Genomic DNA, 19,139 nt, shown 5'->3' on the forward strand with positions numbered 1-19,139 from the left:
GTTATAGTAACCTAAACAAATTATAAGAAAATTATGAAAGGGCAAAAAAATTACTACAACATCAAACTGACTCGGTTGCTACCAAAAATCCTGACAGTCAGTTTCATCTATCCGATCAAGCTTCAATTTTTCAAACAACAATTGTTGGTTATGGACGTTACGGAAAAAATTATATTGGAACTAAATATGCTAAAAATGAATATTTTTGGGAAATAGTATCTATTGTCGATCCAGTAATTACTTCCTCCTTATTTGCTGATAGTATTTTAGGTCAGAATCAACCACAAACTTATCTATTTCAGAGTTTTCGTCAATGGCATGATAACTATTTTAAATACTTAAATAATCAGCAAAAAGCAAGACAAGTAATTGAGATAGCTTTAAAGCCAGAATTAGTTTATGAACAACTAATGTTATATATCGAAGCTGGTGTAAAACACTTTATTTTACCTAAGCCAGTTGTAACAAACCTAGAATAAATGCTGCAACTCACAGAAATAATTCATAAACATCAAATAAAAGCAGCAGTTGCTTATCAGTGGTATTATTCAGACTTTCCTAAATTTATTAAACGATAAATCCCAAAATTTATCAAGGAACAAAAACAAAAGCTTTCCCTAACTTCAAGTAATCATTCGAGTATTCCTAATTTATATAAAGTAGAAATTGATTTTTCTAAAGAAAATGGTTTAGCATATACTACAGACCCACCATTACTTGAATTTCCCCATGCTTTACAATTACTCTCTTCAATAGGAATAATTGATTTTAATAATTATTTTTCACTCCCAGAAATTAGTGGTACAAATACATTTGTCAATGCTATTTATCAGGTAAAAAAATCTGAGCTGCTAGGTATTTTAGCCTTAACAGGAGATATTAATTGCAGTGAAGTAGTAGCCTACATTTAGCACTTCATAATGTAGCACAAAAAGATACATGAATCATCATCAGAATTTGAGCCAACAAATTAAACAAATTAATTCTATAGAACATAAAAAAATCAGTGGCACGAGTATTGTTAGTGAACCAGGGAGTTGTGTTGGCAGCAGAAAACACAGGAGCAACTACACTCCCGTTGATAGTATCAATCAATTTTCTCGTAAGGATTCAGGTATTGCGATCCCGTGCTATTGCGCATTACAGATAATATTTTTGACAACAAGAGGGTAAAAACTCTAAAGTCAAGCTCCGTTCTTCAGTGAGATTAACAACTTTTTGGGATTGATGTATTGTTAACAAATGAATCCCTTGAAAGCATTGAAATATCCATCTTAATGTGGGAGTATTTGTCAGCTTTCCTAACTGGTTTTTAACTCCGTTACTGGTTCTTTTTAAAGTATTTATCAACTCTATTTTGCCGAGATTATATACTAATAAACACAGTGACATAACAAAAAATATTGTTTCCACTCTTTAAGGTTTTTCCACACAAAAACTCTCGGTAAAAAATTGTGGGTATGCGCAGAAATCTGAAGCCCCTTTCACAACTCTGTTTTTATAGTTCCAAAATATTTCTGGGCTTTGAATTTCTGAAGATGACTCAATATTTGTTGCTAAAATAAATCGGCCAGCCACTAAATTTCTTCTTTATATCTCTGAGACTCTTGGTTTAATTTCGATTTTATCATGATAGACTATAGACTGTTGATTTAAAATTTTATCCCTAATTTATGTGGATTATACACTCCATAATTTTAGTTTTTTGTTGATATATTTTAAGTGATTTTGAGCTTGATTAACTGTATAAAATCCGGTTGTTTATATTTTTTTTATAACTTTAATGCCGTCTTTTTTTATTGTTCAATTTTTGACTATAACTTCTGAATGTTGCTTTTTTTCCGCCCTGCACTTTCAATAATTAACCATCTTTGATTGACTCCAGCATAAGTAAAAAGTCAGTTCCAGATATTATTCAAAATGCTTTCTTTACAACATTAGGTTGGTTTGGTGGTGCTTTAGGAACATTTTTTCAAGTAGAAAATGATTAAAAATTAACTCTCTTTTTCTCAATATTGGACAAAATTGTGATTAACAAAGGTATATTTGCTTTCGTTATATAAACATAGAGAGTTCGTTATTTTAACTTCCCATTCTTAATTTGTAAGCATTTCCTGCGGAATGCTGCGCAAACAGCTATTAGCTGAATGCTGAATGCTTACCCTAATTTTTCAGATACTCTAAAATACTATTTCCCACATATTCAGCTAACTTCACAGGAACAGCATTACCAATCATTTGTTCTAAATTTGTTTTACAACCCTCCCAGATAAAACCTTCAGGAAATGTCTGTAAATAGCTTCTCTCTATAGTTGTTAATGGTCGAATTTCTGAGGATAATTTTGCTGAATCTCCTGGATGATTTTGATAAGTTTGGGGAATAGGTCGATTCACTCCTCTGACCGTAGCACTTGGTTCATCAATACTAAATATTGCTCTTCTTTTATAACTTCTGGGATGACGATAATAATGTTGAATTTCTAATTTATCTCCAAAATAATCTTTAACTGTCATTGGTTTTTTTGCCAAAGAAGATTCTAAGTATGGTTCAATTTCTTTGTCTTTACCTCCATAAATTCCAATCAAAAAAAATCTCTTTCTCTTTTGAGGTACGCCACATAAACTTGCATCAATAATTTTTTCACTAATACCATATCCAGCAGCTTTAAAAATGTCTTTAGTAATGCGATATTTTGTATAATTAATAAATTGACTAACATTTTCCATCACAACAATTTGAGGCAAAATATTAGTCACTATTTGAGCAAAGGAAATAGTTAAATTTCCTCTACCTAAATCTTCATTACGCTTACCTGCACTAGAAAAGTCTTGACAAGGAGGACCGCCAATAATTAGGTCTGGTTTAACTTGAATAAAAGTTTGATAATTAAAGTCAGTTTTACTCAAATCATATTCATAAATTGGGTGATGAAAATTTTGGTGGTATACCTTAATTGCTGGTTCCCAGTTATCAAAAGCAGCAACTATATTAAAGCCTGCATTTTGAAAGCCTAACGACATACCACCACATCCGCAGAAAAGGTCAATTACGTTGATTTTGTGCATCTATATTCCAAATAGCAGTCATTTCAGTTATCAGTTATCAGTTATCAGTTGTCAGCTTTCAATATTGTATATAGCTTTTCTGAGTAACCCTGAGCTAAACTCTTATCTTTACTTAACTATTGCCTGTTGCCTAAAGCATAGAGTTTTATACCTCACACTTTTTGGGAATTGTTATATGGTGGTAATATTAGGAAAGCTCAGGATTTTTCTCGTCATGCCGATCCGAAAACTTTGACAGTTGATGATCATAATTTGAATAAATCTCAGGGAGAAATGAGCGATTTATTAGGAGCTGTTATTAAATGATTAAATTAGAACTAATAAGGAGGTAATATTATGACTATTATTCTTGATGATTTAGAACCAGAAATCCTGGAAAAATTACAGGATCAAGCTTTACATAACGGTAGGACTTTAACAGAGGAGATTCAAGTTATTCTAACGAAAGAATTAGCAAGTAAAACAATTAAAACTCCTGAAGAATTAGGATGGAGTAGAGGTTTCTTTGAAAGAACGGCTGGTTCTTGTGCAGATGACCCTATTGTAATTGATAATGGAGGCATTGATGAAAGTTTAGATGATAGTGTGCGAGAATGTTTCTGAAGGGTAATTTCAGTTATCAGTTATCAGTTATCAGTACCTCTGCAATAAGGAGGCAAGAAAATATGGTATTCTCTTTTTTTATCCCCTTAAAAGGGGAGGCTTTAGACCAGGATTTTTCGGTAAAAAATGGGTTTTTTATTAGACACTAATGTAATTGTTAGGTATTTGAATCGGCGTTCTACTCTAATCAGAGAACGGCTATAGCAAGTCGCTGTTAAGGACATGTTTGTTTATTCTGTCGTCAAAGCTGAGTTATTTTATGGTGCAAATAAAAGTAATAATCCTGCCAAAATATTATTAAGACAAAAGGAGTTTTTGTCAGAATTTATTTCACTTGATTTTGATGATAAATCAGCGGAAGTTTATGAAATAATTCGAGCATATTCAGAGAAAAAAGGGACACCAGTAGGCAGTAATGATTTACAAATTGCTGCAATAGCAATGGCAAATAATTTAACTTTAGTTACTCATAATACTAGGGAATTTGAACGAATTGACTGGCTAATTTATGAAGATTGGGAAGAGGAGAGAAAGTGAGGAGAATTTGGAGCTATATTAGCTTCATTATTTGGGTTTAAAAATTGTGTAACTCCCAATAGATAGTAGGAGCAAACAACTGTTCGCCCCTACTAATTTTTCCTATCTCTATCTAGAGATAATATTAGCCAATATTTACTTTCACAACTTTATTCTTTTCTGCCTCCGCTTTAGGTAAATGTAGATGCAAAATACCATCTTTATATTCAGCTTTGACTTGGTCATTTTGAACCCGAACTGGTAGAGAAATTATTCGCTGGAAAGCACCATAACGAAATTCAGAACGAGTCATACCTTTTTCTTCAGTTTTAACTTCCTGACGACGCTCTCCTTTAATTGCTACAGCTTCCGCAGTTACTTGTACATCTAAATCTTTAGCCTCTAAACAAGGAATTTCCAATTTTAACTCAATAGCATCATGGTTTTCTTCCATTTCTGCTGCTGGTGTAAATGCTATTCCTTTTTCTTCACCGTTTAAATAAGGAGCAAAATTGTCAAAGACACAATTCATTTCTTTCTGTAATGAATCAATTTCACGCCATGGGGAAAAACGTACAATAGCCATAGTTGTTGCCTCCTAAATAAATGTTTTATGTATTAATTGAATTCGTTGTTGTTGATAATTTTAGTAGAGTTTTGGTAATCAGTAAGTTCGGTTACTTAGAGAGATGCGAGCGCATTTTCCGTACTTCAGTTTTTCTGATATTTCGCATCTCTGTAGAGATAATATTAGCCAATATTTACCTTCACAACTTTATTCTTTTCAGCTTCCGCTTTAGGTAAATGTAGATGCAAAATACCATCTTTATATTCAGCTTTGACTTGGTCATTTTGAACCCGAACTGGTAGAGAAATTATTCGCTGGAAAGCACCATAACGAAATTCAGAACGAGTCATACCTTTTTCTTCAGTTTTAACTTCCTGACGACGCTCTCCTTTAATTGCTACAGCTTCCGCAGTTACTTGTACATCTAAATCTTTAGCCTCTAAACAAGGAATTTCCAATTTTAACTCAATAGCATCATGGTTTTCTTCCATTTCTGCTGCTGGTGTAAATGCTATTCCTTTTTCTTCACCGTTTAAATAAGGAGCAAAATTGTCAAAGACACAATTCATTTCTTTCTGTAATGAATCAATTTCACGCCATGGGGAAAAACGTACAATAGCCATAGTTGTTGCCTCCTAAATAAATGTTTTATGTATTAATTGAATTCGTTGTTGTTGATAATTTTAGTAGAGTTTTGGTAATCAGTAAGTTCGGTTAATAACAGAGATGCGATAGCATTTCCCGTACTTCAGTTTTTAAACTACCAAAACTTACCTTGAAAACTCAGTTGAAGTTGTTTTCATTCAACTTGTTTTTAATATAATTTAGGTAGACAAACAATGAAATTCGGTTCCTTCCTAAATTGCGATCGCAATTGCCGAACATCTATAATTTTTTGGAAAAAAATATCGTTATTAGTTTCTATAGAAGTCATTTGGTATCTTTGCGCGCGATACGTGTTTTTAGGTGTCAGAAGCAGAACTCAGAACCCAGAAGCTAGTGTCGCTACGCGGAAGTTAAAAGCGAGTGCTAATTGGCGAAGTTTCCTCAGAATGTAAGACGCACTCAAGAGAGTCAATCATTTTTGATTTGTAATTGTTTTAGGATTTTGTAATATCATGCCCGGATAATTAGTTATAAAAAAACTTTTTCCTTCAACTAAGTTCTTCCTCTTCCTTCTTCTCTCTTCCCTCCTGACTCGGTCGTTCCCCTCCACCGGAGGGGGAGGGGCGAGGGGTGGGTTGACTCCTGAGGACTCCGTAGTTATTTATTTATCACTGTTCAACCGGACATGATATAACTGGTCAGTTATTTCCGCCATCCTGCACTAGAGAAACAGAAGAAAAGGTAAAAATTTGCCTCCCCATCTCTCCATCTCCCCATCTCTCCATCTCCCCATCTCCCCATCTCCCCATCTCCCCATCCCCCTATCTCCTCATCTCCCTCTTTTCTAATGTCCTCTGGGATTTTGACAAAATGCATAAGTATCAAACATCGCCCCTACTAAACTAAAAGTGACAGCAATGACCAAACATCCTTGGGCGGGATGGCCACTACCAAAAGTCGCTAAGAATTGCCAAATTTGGGCAACACCAGATTGACCAATTGTCCGTAAACTGGGAAAATGACTAATTAAGGCAAAGCTCGTCCAGCTAACCCCAATTAACAGAATAGGAGTTACAAAGCTAAAGATACTTGTAAGTAACAAAGAACGTAGAAGATTAGGCAAAATATTCATATATGTAAAAATAAGTTCAGTCATAATGCCACTTAGTAGCAAGTCAGCTGATATAGCTAACTTACTTTCTAAGATAGAGAGCGATCGCTCAAAATCACTCAATCTGTCAGAAAACTTCAACGTTGGTTAAACAATCTTGTTGAAGATTGGTAAATTTCTCTCATTAGTTTTGTTTAGTCTTCTAATTTATTAATTTCTATTGAGTAAGATTACTTTTAAGTTAATTTTCGGGGTATGGGGACAACGGATGTTGGCTGCAGCATATTTAGCAGGCCAAGTATTTTTTCATGTCCTAAAGGGCAAAATTCATCGTCGTAACACTGTTGAGCAAATGGCGATAGTTGGTCCAGAATCCTTACTTATTGTCTTACTGACAGCTAGTTTTGTAGGTATGGTATTTACCATTCAGGTTGCCAGGGAACTTGTTTCCTTCGGTACAGCTAATATGGTTGGGGGTATGTTGGCTATAACTTTAACCAGGGAATTAGGCCCTGTATTGACAGCAGTTGTTGTCGCGGGGCGAGTAGGTTCGGCATTTGCAGCGGAAATAGGCACGATGAAGGTGACAGAACAAATTGATGCTCTGTATATGCTGAAAACCGATCCGGTAGATTATTTAGTTATTCCTAGAGTTATTGCTTGTGCTGTAATGATGCCAATCTTAACTTTGTTATGTTTAATAGCTGCCATATTAGGTGGACTTATAGTGGCAGTTAATATGTACGATATTTCCCAGAGTATATATATTAGTTCTGTCCATACTTTTCTAACTCTTTGGGATTTATGCAGTGGATTGCTTAAATCAATGGTATTTGGTGTTTTAGTTGCTGTAATTGGTACAAGTTGGGGTTTAACTACCACTGGTGGGGCAAAAGGAGTAGGCCAATCTACAACCACAGCAGTTGTGACAGCCTTAATATCTATTTTTATCTTTAATTTCTTTCTATCTTGGGCAATGTTTCAAGGAATTGGTGGGGCAATGAAGCAAAGTTTTTAATATTAGGGAATAGGGAGTAGGGAGTAGAGAGGTAGGAGACAGGAGACAACCCACCCCTAACCCCTCCCCTCCTGGGAGGGGAAGACAGGAGACAGGATAAATTGGAGTTTAGAGGAGGTAGGAGTAAGAATTATAAGAATGATTTTTCTGCCCAAGTCTTGCCAAAATACGCTCCTTTTTGAGCATAATAGAGCTAAAAACCAGGCACTTTTTTTCGAGGCCAAAAATGCTAAAGCCTTTATATGTCAATGCTTTTAGATTTAATCAGCAAGCCTTATCTAATCGACCAAAAGAAAATAAAGTTCAATATTTCAAGCCTCTGACTTTAACTAGAGGTACTGATAACTGATAACTAATAACTAATAACTGATAACTAAAATGACTACTATTTCTACATCCGAAACACAACAAACTACCGAACTTGCCCCTAGTTATAAAATACCTCTTGTGCTAATAATTAGTGCATTGCCTTTGGCCTTTTGGCAACTGTGGGTAAGTCTAGCGATCGCTCTATTTGGTATATTTCTATTATTTCAAACAGCAACTATCCGTCTCAAATTTACTGATACAACCCTAGAAGTATATCGTTCAGAAAAACTAATACGAAACTTTCCTTATCAAGATTGGCTAAACTGGGAAATATTCTGGTCTCCCGTGCCAATTTTGTTCTATTTTAGGGAAGTTAAAAGCATTCACTTTCTACCAATTATTTTTGACCCTAAAACACTAAAAAATTGCCTAGAAAAACACTTACCCTCAAATCAGAATTCAATAGAAGCTTAGTAAATTTCTATCTAAGCATTCAGCTATTAGCTGTCAGCTCTCAGCTCTGATGAGGGGATTTTAATATATAGACTTTAAAGCCAGCTTTTGTAGTAAGATTTAATTCTGACTCAATTAGTAAAGCTTTTATCTAAGACTAAAAACAATAGCTGATAGCTGATAGCTGACCGCTGAATGCTGACATTAATGAATCGTTGCCTTTGAGCTAATATCTACAAAAGCTTAAAGTAGAAAATAAAAACTATTCAGTTTAAAACCCTGAATGAAAATAGCATAAAGTCTTGATAATTTTTTTCCATTATGTACCCAGACGAAACACAATCAGAAGAACAAAAAGACCAATCAACAACAACTTCAGATAATATAAATGAAATAGTTCCTTCACCTTGGGATTTAGATGAAGAGGTTGAGACTCAAGTTATTCCTACAGATAAACAAAGTGTCAGGACTTACAAGTCTACCACGACTCAACCAATAGATGCAGAGTATGTTCCATTAGTTGAAGAAAATTCTACAGATACTCCTAATATCAAGGAAAAATCTACAACTCCCCCAGTTACAGAAATAGATGCAGAGTATGTTCCATTTGTAGAAGAGAATTCTACAGATACTCCTAATATCAAAGAAGAATCTACAACTCCCCCATTTGTAAAAGAGAATTTTACAGATATTCCTAATATCAAAGAAGAACCTACCACTCCCCCAGTTGCAGAAATTGAAACAGAATTAACACCACTAGTTAATGGCCTTCAACAGCAAGAAGAAAATTTGAAGGAGGAAATAGCTGTCCTACAACAAACCAAGGCCAAATTACAGCAAGAAGTAATGGCGCAAACTGAGGCCATAGGGCGTCTGTTACCTGAAGCTTTGAATCAGTTAGAGTCCCGTAGACAAGTATTGCAAGTAGAAGTCGAAAAACTAGAACGTCGCAAAGAACGTATTCAGAAAGAGATGCGAACTACTTTTGCAGGTGCTTCTCAGGATTTGGCAATTAGAATTCAGGGATTTAAAGATTATTTAGTAGGAAGTTTACAAGATTTAGCTCTTGCTGCCGAACAGTTAGAATTAACTCCACAGATACAGGAACCTCCAACTCCTTCTGTTATGGAAAATTCTCCTCGGTCTGTCAGAAATGCTGAAAATCCCCAATTTGCGGAAATGGGTTTTGAGGATCAAGCTAGACAAATTCGCCAAATTCTTGATGAATATCGGAAGATGCCAGATTATTATGGCCCGCCCTGGAAATTACGGCGTACATTTGAACCTATTCATGCAGAAAGAGTTTCTAGCTGGTTTTTTTCTCAGGGTGGTCGTGGTGCCCTGCGAACTATGGGCAGTCGCTTGCAAAATATTTTGGTTGCTTCGACAATTGTTTCTGTATTAAGAGATTTGTACGATACACGAGTACGCGCTCTGATACTTGCTAACTCCCCGGAACGTTTAGGAGAATGGCGACGGGGTTTACAAGATTGTTTAGGCATTGACCGCCGTGATTTTAGTCCAGATAGAGGTGTGGCTCTATTTGAAGATCCAGAGATATTGGCCCAAAAAGCAGAGCGGTTAGTGAAACAGGGAAAATTACCGATAATTGTGATTGATGATACGGAAGATAAAATTAGTCTCTCAATGTTACAGTTTCCTCTATGGTTAGCCTTTGCTCCTGAACCTGGAACTCAAAACTCAATAGATAGATTTTGATCAGACTAAAAATGGAAGAAGGAAGAAGGAAGAAGGAAGAAAAAATGGATGGGCACTCAAACCCCAACTAATTGTAAACACCCTCTAGACGGTGGGGTATTAAACCCAAAATAAAAAGATAGAAAATTAATGGCTAGATTGATGACTATATAGTAGTCGAAGGAAAGGGCACAGACATATCAAAAGCTTAAAACTCAGACAATGCAAGATTTTTCCTTCTCTCCTAGATAACTAATCGCCTTCTTCCTTCTGCTACATGTCAAAGAAGTATAAATATTTCTGGATTGGAGCAAGCGAAAAGCTAATTCTGAGGGATTCTGGATATAGAAGCAATAATTAGTTATGCTAAATTTGTCCCTCCTATTGATGCTTTTTAAAAGGAATAATTTAATGATTAGCTGGTTATTCTTAAATGGGGTAATATTAATTATTGCCTATTTATTGGGTGCTACTCCTAGTGGTTATTGGATAGGTTCGTGGTTCTACGGAATCGATATTCGCGAACAAGGTTCGGGTTCTACAGGTGCGACGAATGTATTAAGATCCATTGGAAAATGGCCTGCTTTGGTTGTGTTAATTATTGATATTTTAAAAGGGGTATTAGCGATCGCTCTAGTCCGCTATATTTACTCTCTTTTGTTTGTGCAAAACTTAACTATTGCTGCTGGAATACCTGATGTTTATATAGTAAAAGAATGGATGGTAATCTTAGCAGGACTAATAGCTATATTCGGCCATACTAAGTCTATTTGGATTGGTTTTAAGGGAGGCAAATCAGTTGCTTCTAGTCTGGGTATTTTGTTAGCAATGTCTTGGGTTGTCGGTTTAGGAACACTTTCTGTATTTGCTGTATTTTTAGCTATTAGTCGTATTGTTTCTCTGAGTTCTATAATTGCGGCTATTTCTGTTTCTGGATTAATGTTTTTCACAGGTCAGCCAATACCTTATGAAATATTTGCTATTACTGGTGGTATGTATGTAATTTGGCGCCACCGCAGCAATATTGAACGACTTTTAGCTGGTAAGGAACCTAGAATTGGGCAAAAGTTGTCAACGGAATCTTAGTTGAAGAAGGCAGAAGGCAGAAGGCAGAAGGCAGAAGGCAGAGGGGAAAATTGCTTATTGATAGTCTTCGACACCCCACTTAGTGTCTACAAACCCCAAAAAAATTTAAGCATTCCCGTTAACGGTGGGGTATTAAACCTGCAAAAGAAAAGATCAAAAGCTTAAAACTCAGACAACGCAAAGATTCTTTCTTATGTTGTAGATAACTAATCTCCTAGATAACTAAAACTTTCTTCCTTCTTCCTTCTGAATTAATTGTTGAAATTCTAATTTTTCAATTTTCCCCAGATAGCTAACCCCCCACCTCTACCTCTAGCAGCAATAAATTTTTCTTGAATCAAAAAGTAAGCAAAAAAAGCTTGCTTTCCCACACTTTCAGTCGCAAACTTATCTTCACTTTCTTGACCTCCTCGAATATATCCAGAATAGAGTTTTACTCCTAATAACTTGACTGTAATTTTTGTAAAATCAAACGCCAAAATATTTTTTTTATCTATAAATTTTGTCGGACCAGAAAGAGATAGTTTTAAACCAGCAAATTCCACGGTATTTTCTACTCTACCTATTTCTAATTGCTCAGGTGTTTCAGAAGTATTGAGAGGAGAAAAATAGGAGAGCGTAATTTTTACCCAATTCGGAATATAACGTCCAGCTCCCAGAACAGTACCCGCTCGTTTTCTAGTTTTTTTCGTACCAGTAATAAAACATAATTGCCAATTGCCTGATAATTGTTCAATATTGTACTTTTTGTCTTGTTTTTTTGACTGTTTTTCAATTTGAATAAGTGCAGAAACCACAGAATCTGGAGAGGGTTTATTCGGAGAATTTTTGATAACTGAATTAGCTGCTGTTTCTATTGTTAGTAAATCTTCCATAATATTCTTAAATAATGCTTGAAATTTTAGATATTATACATATTTGAGAAACAAATCTTACAAAACCATTTTTTGAGGAAAAAAATAAGTAGAAGTAGTAGACTGTTTCATCTAATTAATTATAGGATTTTATGTATTCGGTTGGTGTTATACCTGTTTTCTTTTTGAATAATCGTGAGAAATATTGAGGATATTCAAAGCCGAGAGCGTAAGCTACTGTTGCTACTGTTGCATTAGAATCTAACAATAAATCTTTTGCTTTATCAAGCAAATGTAAATGAAGATTTTCTATAGCTGTTTTGCCTGTTTCTACCTTTAGAGCATCGCTTAAGTAACGAGGAGTCATGTTCAGTTTATTTGCAATTTCTTCAATTGTTGGAATTGCTTTTCCATAAATCTGATCTTCATTCATATAACGCTCAACTTCATCAATGAATTTATCAAGTAAATTAGAGTTATTTTCTTTACGATGCAAAAACTGACGGTGATAGAAACGATTGGCATATTTTAACAACGTGTCTAGCTGTGAGAGAATAAGCTCTTTACTGAATTCGTCTTGGTTGCTGTGATATTCATATTCTATCTGATCAATCAACCCTGAAATCATCTGTTCCTCTTTTTGCGACAAATGTAGGGCTTCGTTTACTGCGTAGCTGAAATAGTTATATTTCTTGATTTCGTCCTTGATCGAATACCCACGGATAAAATCCTCATGGAAAACAATTGTGCGGCCTGTTGATTTTACATTTAGCCCCACAACCTTCACTTCCTGCTTCGGAGCCATGAAAATCATTGTGCCGTTTTTACAGTCATATTTTGTGCGACCGTAAAAGATTTCGCCGGATGTAATATGCTTGAGTGATACCGAATAAAAATCACCGCTTAGTGTAATATCCCGATCGGCACATTTTGTATCATTTGTCTTGTTGGACGACATACCTACCACAGAAAACAAAGGATGCTCCGGATCTGGAAGTCCTAAAAAGCTGTGGTACTTCGTCAAATTACTGAAATGTATCTTTTTTGTATTCATATTAAATCACCTTATCTTTTTTGAAGTAGATTGCCTAGAGGAGGCATGGGCGATCCACTTCATTTAGCCACATTAGGCCACCACTGGGACTTGCTTGTAGTTAGGCTTTGACTTGTGCGCCACCATGCTTTTTGAAGAACCTGTCTATGGCGTCAATGGCTCCAGAAACAAATTCGTCTCTGTCGTACAGGTCAACATGGGATGCGCCTTCGATTTCAACAAACTCTTTCGGGTCAGATGCTTTATCGAAGAAAGTTTTTGTTAGTGGTCCTGTCATGAGAACACCACTAGCAGGCTCCATCGCCTTTTCACCAATGATGCCAATGTATGGCGTGTAGAGGTAAGGTGCGTAACTTGTCGCATCGGCCAGCATTGGAGCTTCAAGCATGAAGGATGGCGACAGGTGCGAGTAGTTGGGGTAAGTTTCCGCACCAGCACGTTTGGTCATGTAATAATCATAACCTTCACTTGGTGTTGCTCCATTCTTTATCGCTTCCGCTTCTGCTCCCATGCCAAGCGCATCAACATATTCGACTACGCCTGTTTCATAGGCTTTTTGACGCCCTGCATTCTGTGTAGCGATTAAGGCCGTAACAGTCTCACGATCCATCGCTTCAAAGTAGCTAGCCTTATTGCCCATCATGCCGGACACAGAGGCAATCGCTTTCAAGCGTTTATCTGTCGTGGCAGTCAAAGCCATGTAACCGCCTGACGCACAAACGCCGATGCCAAAGAGGTTGTCACGGTCAACGAAGGGAAGTGTACCCATGAAGCTAACCGCATCGCGGATGCTTTCAATCTTCACAAATGCATTTTCGTTGTTACGAATTTCCCCTTCGCTGTCGCCATAACCGATATGATCAAAAACGATAGTTACATAACCGCGTTTGGCAAGCTCAGGACTGTAAACGGCTCCGGTTTGCTCTTTCACTTGGTTAAAGGGTGGCGAAAAGACAATAGCGGGATAGCTACCATTTGGATCAAAACCTTCTGGTGTGTAGAGGTGAGCTGAAAGGTTTAGTCCTTGAGATTTAAAGGTAATATCATTTTTTCCAGATTTTAAATTTTGTAATTTCATCATGGTGTCCTGTTCAATTAGGTTTGAAGTTTGCTTACATTTACTATGTTATTGAGTTATTTGAGATGAGTAAATAAACAAAACTGCGGAATTTGGATACATTTTTGCAACTTATGTTTTAAATGAACAGGACTTAGGCACTGATCTGACAATAGATGTAGGGTCTTGCTCAGTTACGCTACTGCTAACACACCCTACTGGACTTCCTATTCCCTATTGCCTATTGCCTATTCCCTAGCGCTACGCGCTATACTACTTTTTCCGAATAAAATGCGCCCAAACACCTCCATTAGGACCCGCAACTCGATCCATGTAATCATAAGGATAAGTTAAACGAGTACCTTCAGTATCAGAATAACCAGTTAAAGCATTCCCCCAAGGATCGTTAACAATATAACCCTTGTAGTTATATCCGATCGCTGTCAAAATATGACCGCTAGCAGTAAAGTCTCCTGCCACAACTACTGGACGACGGTTATTCAACTCATTTTTTACCTCAGACCACTCACGGGTAGTACTAAAACTTGTCTCAAAATCATAAGCACGAATTAAAGCTGATAATACACTGTGGTCTGTTTCTGAACCCTGACCATAATTATTAAAACACCATTCCAATAACTCATCTTCTAACTGCCCACCCCAATAAGGCCGTACTCCATAATAAGCAAATATCATGGCGATCGATGTCACATTACAAGTAGACCAATAAAACCGAGGGTTATCACGTTGAGAGAAATAGGGTACATTCAGTTCTATTTTATTTCTAATGGGATTAAAAGATTTATTCCCACGTTTAAACAAAAAGTAACTAGGAAACACATAACCAGTATTACCAAATTCACCCTTTTGTTCAGTCAAAGCAACTTTGAGATGATTTCCCTCTACAGCATAACTATTCACCCCGTATACCCGACCAATAGGTAACGTTACCCTTTCTGAGCGACCTAACAAAAATGAAAACAAAGGTCGCTTTTTAATCACGGTAGTTTCTCGAACCGTCATCGTAATAGCATTAGGATCGTAGAGTATTTCCTCTTCTTGTTTCTTGATTCTAACGTGCTGCCAATATATATATCCTACTTTACCAAAACCAGGAATAGATTCCAGCAGAGTTACGCGAAAATGTCCTTTAGTGGAAGCGTAACCAGTAATTGCCAAAGTCTGACCTAGAGATAATTCTGCTTTTTGATTATCATCAAGTTGAGATGAATCTTCTGGACTACCCTTAATAAAAGTTTTTTGAACTACTAATATTTTAGCGCTGATATAAGTATCTGGAACATCGGTAAAATCAAATAGTAGAAGTTTAGAACCTTTTGTCATTTCAACATAGGGTTCATAAAAATAGCCAAAATTTCCTATCGGTGATATCCCATTACTCAATACTACTTTTAAATGCCCATCAACTAACCCATATTTTTCAACAGTAAAAATTTCTCCTGCGTCAACCCTAACTTTTTGTTGATCGTTAAGCTTAGAACTATCTATAGGATATAATTTAAAAAAAGTATCCTTGACAAGTTTCAACTTAACATCTTTTCCCGCAGATATTGGTTCTGAACTTACATAAATATTAATTACTTTACTATCAACAACATTTCCCTTGCTATCAAGATTTTGTAAGCGTAACCACCGTGTTCCCGCTGTATTAAATCCTCTACTTAATTTGACTTCCCATAAACCAGACTCTGAGTCAAGATTCACTGGCAATGGATATTTATCTTCCGCAGTCACTGTTACAGTTTTTCCTTGACTAGGATCATAAGTACCCCGGAGAGTTGTGCTTTGATTCACCAAAACTTCTGTAGGACCTAAAAATTTGAGTGTGGCAGCAGTAGCAAAAGCTTGACTAGCTTCAGTTAATTGCACAAAATCTGGATAAACGTACCCCTCGTTACCAAAGTCGGGTAGGTTTTCTGTGAGTAATATTCTGGTATGGTTATTTTGGTATGTGTAGTTGGAGACACCATAAACCATTCCTTTTTGCAGAATTAATTTTTCATCTGGTTTTAAATATGCTTCGTTTGTTGGTTGCTTTTTGATGACGGTATTGTTGAGGGTTTTCAGAGCGATCGCTGTTTGATTATATTTTACTGTTTCCCCTTGTCTGATAATTTCCACTTTTTGTGGATCGATATATCCTGTATCGCCAAAACCTGGGATAGCTTTAGTTAAAGATACTCGAAAATGATCTTCCACACTTGCATAACCTTGGATAACATAAGTTTCTCCAGAAAAAAGTTCTATTTGTTCATTGGATGCTAGTTGGGAATAAGGTTCCGGTTTAAGTTTAATTTGAGTTCTTTCTTTGACCCATAGTAAGGCTTTATCTGGGGGTGCTTCAGGTAAATTAGCACGATTGAAGTAGAGAATTTTTGCCCATTTAGATAAGTGTACTTGTTGAGAATTAAAATAGCCAAATTTGCCAATGAGTGGAATAGGTGTTGCAAGTTCAACTTGTAGATAGTTATCTACTAACTGATAATTTAGCAGTCGATAAGTTTGACCTGCTGATAGATTTGCTTTTTCTTGAGCAGTTAAATTATCTAGATATTCTAATCTTTCTTGAAAGACAGTATTCGTGAGGGTAATTAATGTTAATGATGGGTAAATATTCGGTTCAGTATTAACAGTAATATTAATTGTTTGTTCAATAACTAAAATATTATTTATATCCGTTCCTTTCAGTCGTAACCAACGATTTCCTGAAGTATTAAACCCTGATTCTAAAATTATGTGCCATCATCCTGTAGCTAGATTTTTAGTAACATTCAAAGTATTTATCTTCTGCTAATAGAGCAATACTATGGATTTGTTCGGGATTAAATTTACTTGTAATAATAGTAGGTTGATTAACTAGAAATTCGGTCGGACCAAGATAGGAAAGGGTATCTTTACTCATAATTTCTATTTATTCTAAAACTAAAATTTACTACAACAAATAAACCTGTAGATAATTCTACAGGTGATGAGTAAAAAAATATTTTTCGGAAAATTTATTAGATACTGAAAATTAGTAGAAATCTCCAGAAAAGAGGGAGTAGGGAGTAGGGAACCCACCCCTAACCCCTCCCAGGAGGGGAAGAATTGATAGTTTCTGTGCGATAATCAATTTTATTTTTTATTATCGGAGATGTCTAGTACAAACTATAGCAAAGAATGGGTTGCTGAGGACATAGACTGATCATAAACCGTAAGACAGGGAAATGTTTTTCCCACTGTTCCCTATTCCCTATTCCCTATTCTCTATTCCCTATTCCCTATTCCCTGGCTATAATTATTTTGCACCGATAACTTCTAAAATATCTTGAGCGTGACTACCAGTTTTCACATTCTCATCGACGTGAGAAATGTTCCCTGTGGAGTCAATAATATAGGTGACACGCTTAGGATATCCACCACCTTCAACATCATAAGCTTTTGTGATAGCGCCATCAACATCTGCCAATAGTTGGAAAGGCAAACCATATTTCTCAGTGAAAGCTTTGTGGGAAGCTTCATCATCCATGCTTACACCAAGAACAACCATATCTTTACCTTGGTATTCAGCATAGTTATCTCGGAAGCTTTGAGCTTCTTTAGTGCAACCTGGAGTATCATCTTTGGGATAAAAATATAGGACAACTGTTTTGCCAGCAAAATCAGATAAGGAAACGGTGCTGCCGTTGGTATCTTTTACAGTGAATTCTGGTGCTTTAGTGCCAACAGATAATGGCATAGATTTTGTTTTCTCCTTAATAGGTTTACAGTATGGCCTTGTTTTCTTTCTGTTATTTTAAGATATTTTGTGCTTTGAAAAACTTTTTATACCAAATCCGCTTATCAAAAATATTTTATATAATCTAAGATTAAACCTCTTCCTTATTTTCCCCACACCCTATCTCCGCATTTTTACAATTGTGAGGCTCTATAAACCGGATTTAGCATTACTTACCCTATAAATTGTTTTCTAAACTACTTAGTAAAAAAAAATCAAGTATTATTTGTATAGCTTATTTTAATGTAATATTATTTGTATTATGAACAAGATAAAAAAACTTACTTATATGGTATAATTAATAAAAAAAAATAATAACAATGGCCTCTATAAAATCTGCAAACTTAATATCACTCCAATACCCTACTAATACTGAAAAAAGGGCGGAAATAGCGCTTAGTTGTAGTCCGTTTAACATCAGCTTATTTGTAACAATGTCGGATAGAAGTGTGGAATTAAAATCAATAGCATCAGAGATAGGCTTCAAAAATGCCTATACTCGTTCGCTTATATCAGAATTAGCTGCTGAAAATTATCTAATGTGGCTCATTCAGGTGGGTGTATTAAGGAGAGAAGTTGATGGACAGGGTATTACAGATGGTTTTCGCCTCACACCTCTGGGCCATAAGTTAGTTAAAAAATATTCTCCAAAGGGAAGTTGGTCTCAACCCTCTGTGAGCGATCGCTTCTATAATTTAATTAATCGTTGGTTTCGACTTCCTATTTAGATGGGCCAAAAATATTCAAGTTTTGAAGAATTCGATCGTAATTTTTTAGTCAAACCTCAACTTTATAGTTATAGATTCTGAAATTAAGTGAATATAGATTATTAACTTCAAAAAAAAGCGCTAATAGCTCAAAATGCTTTTCTTTTGCTCTTACAATATGTTTAATATCAGTGAGGTTCTATGGTATGCAAGATGCCCGCACTTTATAGTTAATATTTGTACCTCATATACCACCAAATATTCTCTCAATTTCTTATCTACCTTATTCGAAAGCTTATATACTTTATCAGCTTGTAAAGTAAAAAAAATACGGCGTTGGTGATGCGTGGCTATGATTGTGCTTTAATAGCAATTGTCTAACTATTAACTGAAAAGCATTTTATATTTCGCTAAATTTAGGTTTCATAGCTTGACTCACCAACGCCAAAAATACAAGTATTTTACCAAATTCATAAGAAGTTCCATAGAAAAAATTTTAATCAGAGTTGACTGTAGCTCAAGAAAGACTTGTTCATAAATTTCATAATTCTGTGCAGCCTCACATAAAATTGGTATAGTAAAAGATTACACAAAGCTAGCTATATATATTTTAGATTGCAGATAGAAAAATCTTAATTATAATTCCTTTATTACA

General features: G+C 35.7%; 21 protein-coding genes. 10 read left to right on the forward strand and 11 right to left on the reverse strand.

All coding sequences use genetic code 11. From position 1 onward, the window contains the following. Positions 1-140 precede the first annotated feature (140 nt). On the forward strand, positions 141-479 hold the full coding sequence (locus F6K27_RS33665) for a Gfo/Idh/MocA family oxidoreductase (protein WP_353735993.1): 339 nt from the start codon (positions 141-143) through the stop codon (positions 477-479). A 436-nt stretch (positions 480-915) separates the two neighbouring features. Here F6K27_RS33665 and F6K27_RS15380 read toward each other — a convergent pair whose 3' ends face one another. Together F6K27_RS15380 and F6K27_RS15385 are read right to left on the reverse strand one after the other, a co-directional pair. Further along, the gene (locus F6K27_RS15380) at positions 916-1,095 is read right to left on the reverse strand and encodes a hypothetical protein (protein ID WP_287277305.1); all 180 of its coding nucleotides are present in this window, start codon (positions 1,093-1,095) and stop codon (positions 916-918) included. A 1,068-nt stretch (positions 1,096-2,163) separates the two neighbouring features. Further along, entirely contained in the window at positions 2,164-3,066 is a 903-nt protein-coding gene (locus F6K27_RS15385; RefSeq protein WP_287277306.1) for a DNA cytosine methyltransferase, read from the reverse strand. Between the two features lie 168 nt (positions 3,067-3,234). Between F6K27_RS15385 and F6K27_RS15390 the strand changes: the two genes are divergently transcribed. The 3 genes from F6K27_RS15390 (at position 3,235) to F6K27_RS15400 (ending at position 4,206) form a co-directional block, all read left to right on the forward strand. After that, on the forward strand, positions 3,235-3,372 hold the full coding sequence (locus tag F6K27_RS15390; RefSeq protein WP_287277307.1) for a hypothetical protein: 138 nt from the start codon (positions 3,235-3,237) through the stop codon (positions 3,370-3,372). A 30-nt stretch (positions 3,373-3,402) separates the two neighbouring features. Continuing rightward, entirely contained in the window at positions 3,403-3,669 is a 267-nt protein-coding gene (locus F6K27_RS15395) for a hypothetical protein (RefSeq protein WP_287277309.1), read from the forward strand. A 222-nt stretch (positions 3,670-3,891) separates the two neighbouring features. Next, on the forward strand, positions 3,892-4,206 hold the full coding sequence (locus tag F6K27_RS15400; protein WP_287277311.1) for a type II toxin-antitoxin system VapC family toxin: 315 nt from the start codon (positions 3,892-3,894) through the stop codon (positions 4,204-4,206). Positions 4,207-4,330: 124 nt separating this feature from the next. Here the strand turns inward: F6K27_RS15400 and F6K27_RS15405 are convergent, their stop codons facing one another. The 3 genes from F6K27_RS15405 to F6K27_RS15415 all read right to left on the reverse strand — a co-directional run bounded on the left by F6K27_RS15405 (position 4,331) and on the right by F6K27_RS15415 (position 6,611). Further along, positions 4,331-4,771, reverse strand: a complete 441-nt coding sequence (locus F6K27_RS15405) for an Hsp20/alpha crystallin family protein (RefSeq protein WP_287300887.1) — start codon at positions 4,769-4,771, stop codon at positions 4,331-4,333. Between the two features lie 164 nt (positions 4,772-4,935). Next, positions 4,936-5,376: an Hsp20/alpha crystallin family protein gene (locus F6K27_RS15410; RefSeq protein WP_287300887.1), complete on the reverse strand. Its 441-nt coding sequence runs from the start codon at positions 5,374-5,376 to the stop codon at positions 4,936-4,938. A gap of 827 nt (positions 5,377-6,203) precedes the next feature. Then, complete coding sequence (locus F6K27_RS15415) at positions 6,204-6,611, reverse strand: hypothetical protein (RefSeq protein WP_353735991.1); 408 nt, start codon at positions 6,609-6,611, stop codon at positions 6,204-6,206. 127 nt (positions 6,612-6,738) lie between these two features. Here F6K27_RS15415 and F6K27_RS15420 point away from each other — a divergent pair, with 127 nt between their 5' ends. The 5 genes from F6K27_RS15420 to plsY all read left to right on the forward strand — a co-directional run bounded on the left by F6K27_RS15420 (position 6,739) and on the right by plsY (position 11,034). Continuing rightward, a complete protein-coding gene (locus F6K27_RS15420; protein WP_240039106.1) occupies positions 6,739-7,488 on the forward strand; it encodes an MlaE family lipid ABC transporter permease subunit in 750 nt (249 codons plus the stop codon). A gap of 226 nt (positions 7,489-7,714) precedes the next feature. Continuing rightward, on the forward strand, positions 7,715-7,837 hold the full coding sequence (locus tag F6K27_RS15425; protein ID WP_275670421.1) for a hypothetical protein: 123 nt from the start codon (positions 7,715-7,717) through the stop codon (positions 7,835-7,837). A 29-nt stretch (positions 7,838-7,866) separates the two neighbouring features. Next, a complete protein-coding gene (locus F6K27_RS15430; protein WP_287277317.1) occupies positions 7,867-8,271 on the forward strand; it encodes a DUF3119 family protein in 405 nt (134 codons plus the stop codon). A gap of 714 nt (positions 8,272-8,985) precedes the next feature. Then, the gene (locus F6K27_RS15435; protein ID WP_353735994.1) at positions 8,986-9,969 is read left to right on the forward strand and encodes a DUF3086 domain-containing protein; all 984 of its coding nucleotides are present in this window, start codon (positions 8,986-8,988) and stop codon (positions 9,967-9,969) included. 390 nt (positions 9,970-10,359) lie between these two features. Beyond that, positions 10,360-11,034: a glycerol-3-phosphate 1-O-acyltransferase PlsY gene (gene plsY, locus F6K27_RS15440; protein WP_287277319.1), complete on the forward strand. Its 675-nt coding sequence runs from the start codon at positions 10,360-10,362 to the stop codon at positions 11,032-11,034. A gap of 266 nt (positions 11,035-11,300) precedes the next feature. Here plsY and F6K27_RS15445 read toward each other — a convergent pair whose 3' ends face one another. The 6 genes from F6K27_RS15445 to F6K27_RS15470 all read right to left on the reverse strand — a co-directional run bounded on the left by F6K27_RS15445 (position 11,301) and on the right by F6K27_RS15470 (position 17,738). Beyond that, entirely contained in the window at positions 11,301-11,909 is a 609-nt protein-coding gene (locus F6K27_RS15445) for a hypothetical protein (protein WP_287277321.1), read from the reverse strand. A gap of 115 nt (positions 11,910-12,024) precedes the next feature. After that, on the reverse strand, positions 12,025-12,942 hold the full coding sequence (locus tag F6K27_RS15450) for an AraC family transcriptional regulator (RefSeq protein WP_287277323.1): 918 nt from the start codon (positions 12,940-12,942) through the stop codon (positions 12,025-12,027). A 100-nt stretch (positions 12,943-13,042) separates the two neighbouring features. Beyond that, positions 13,043-14,023, reverse strand: coding sequence for an alpha/beta hydrolase (locus F6K27_RS15455; RefSeq protein WP_287277325.1), 981 nt, complete (start codon positions 14,021-14,023; stop codon positions 13,043-13,045). A gap of 249 nt (positions 14,024-14,272) precedes the next feature. After that, positions 14,273-16,219: a C39 family peptidase gene (locus F6K27_RS15460; protein ID WP_287277327.1), complete on the reverse strand. Its 1,947-nt coding sequence runs from the start codon at positions 16,217-16,219 to the stop codon at positions 14,273-14,275. A gap of 562 nt (positions 16,220-16,781) precedes the next feature. After that, a complete protein-coding gene (locus tag F6K27_RS15465; RefSeq protein ID WP_287277328.1) occupies positions 16,782-16,922 on the reverse strand; it encodes a hypothetical protein in 141 nt (46 codons plus the stop codon). Positions 16,923-17,297: 375 nt separating this feature from the next. Next, complete coding sequence (locus tag F6K27_RS15470) at positions 17,298-17,738, reverse strand: peroxiredoxin (RefSeq protein ID WP_287241555.1); 441 nt, start codon at positions 17,736-17,738, stop codon at positions 17,298-17,300. Positions 17,739-18,097: 359 nt separating this feature from the next. Here F6K27_RS15470 and F6K27_RS15475 point away from each other — a divergent pair, with 359 nt between their 5' ends. Further along, on the forward strand, positions 18,098-18,505 hold the full coding sequence (locus F6K27_RS15475; protein WP_287277330.1) for an Npun_F0494 family protein: 408 nt from the start codon (positions 18,098-18,100) through the stop codon (positions 18,503-18,505). Positions 18,506-19,139 lie beyond the last annotated feature (634 nt).

The organism is Okeania sp. SIO2F5, assembly GCF_010692685.1.
Classification (GTDB): Bacteria; Cyanobacteriota; Cyanobacteriia; order Cyanobacteriales; family Microcoleaceae; genus Okeania; species Okeania hirsuta.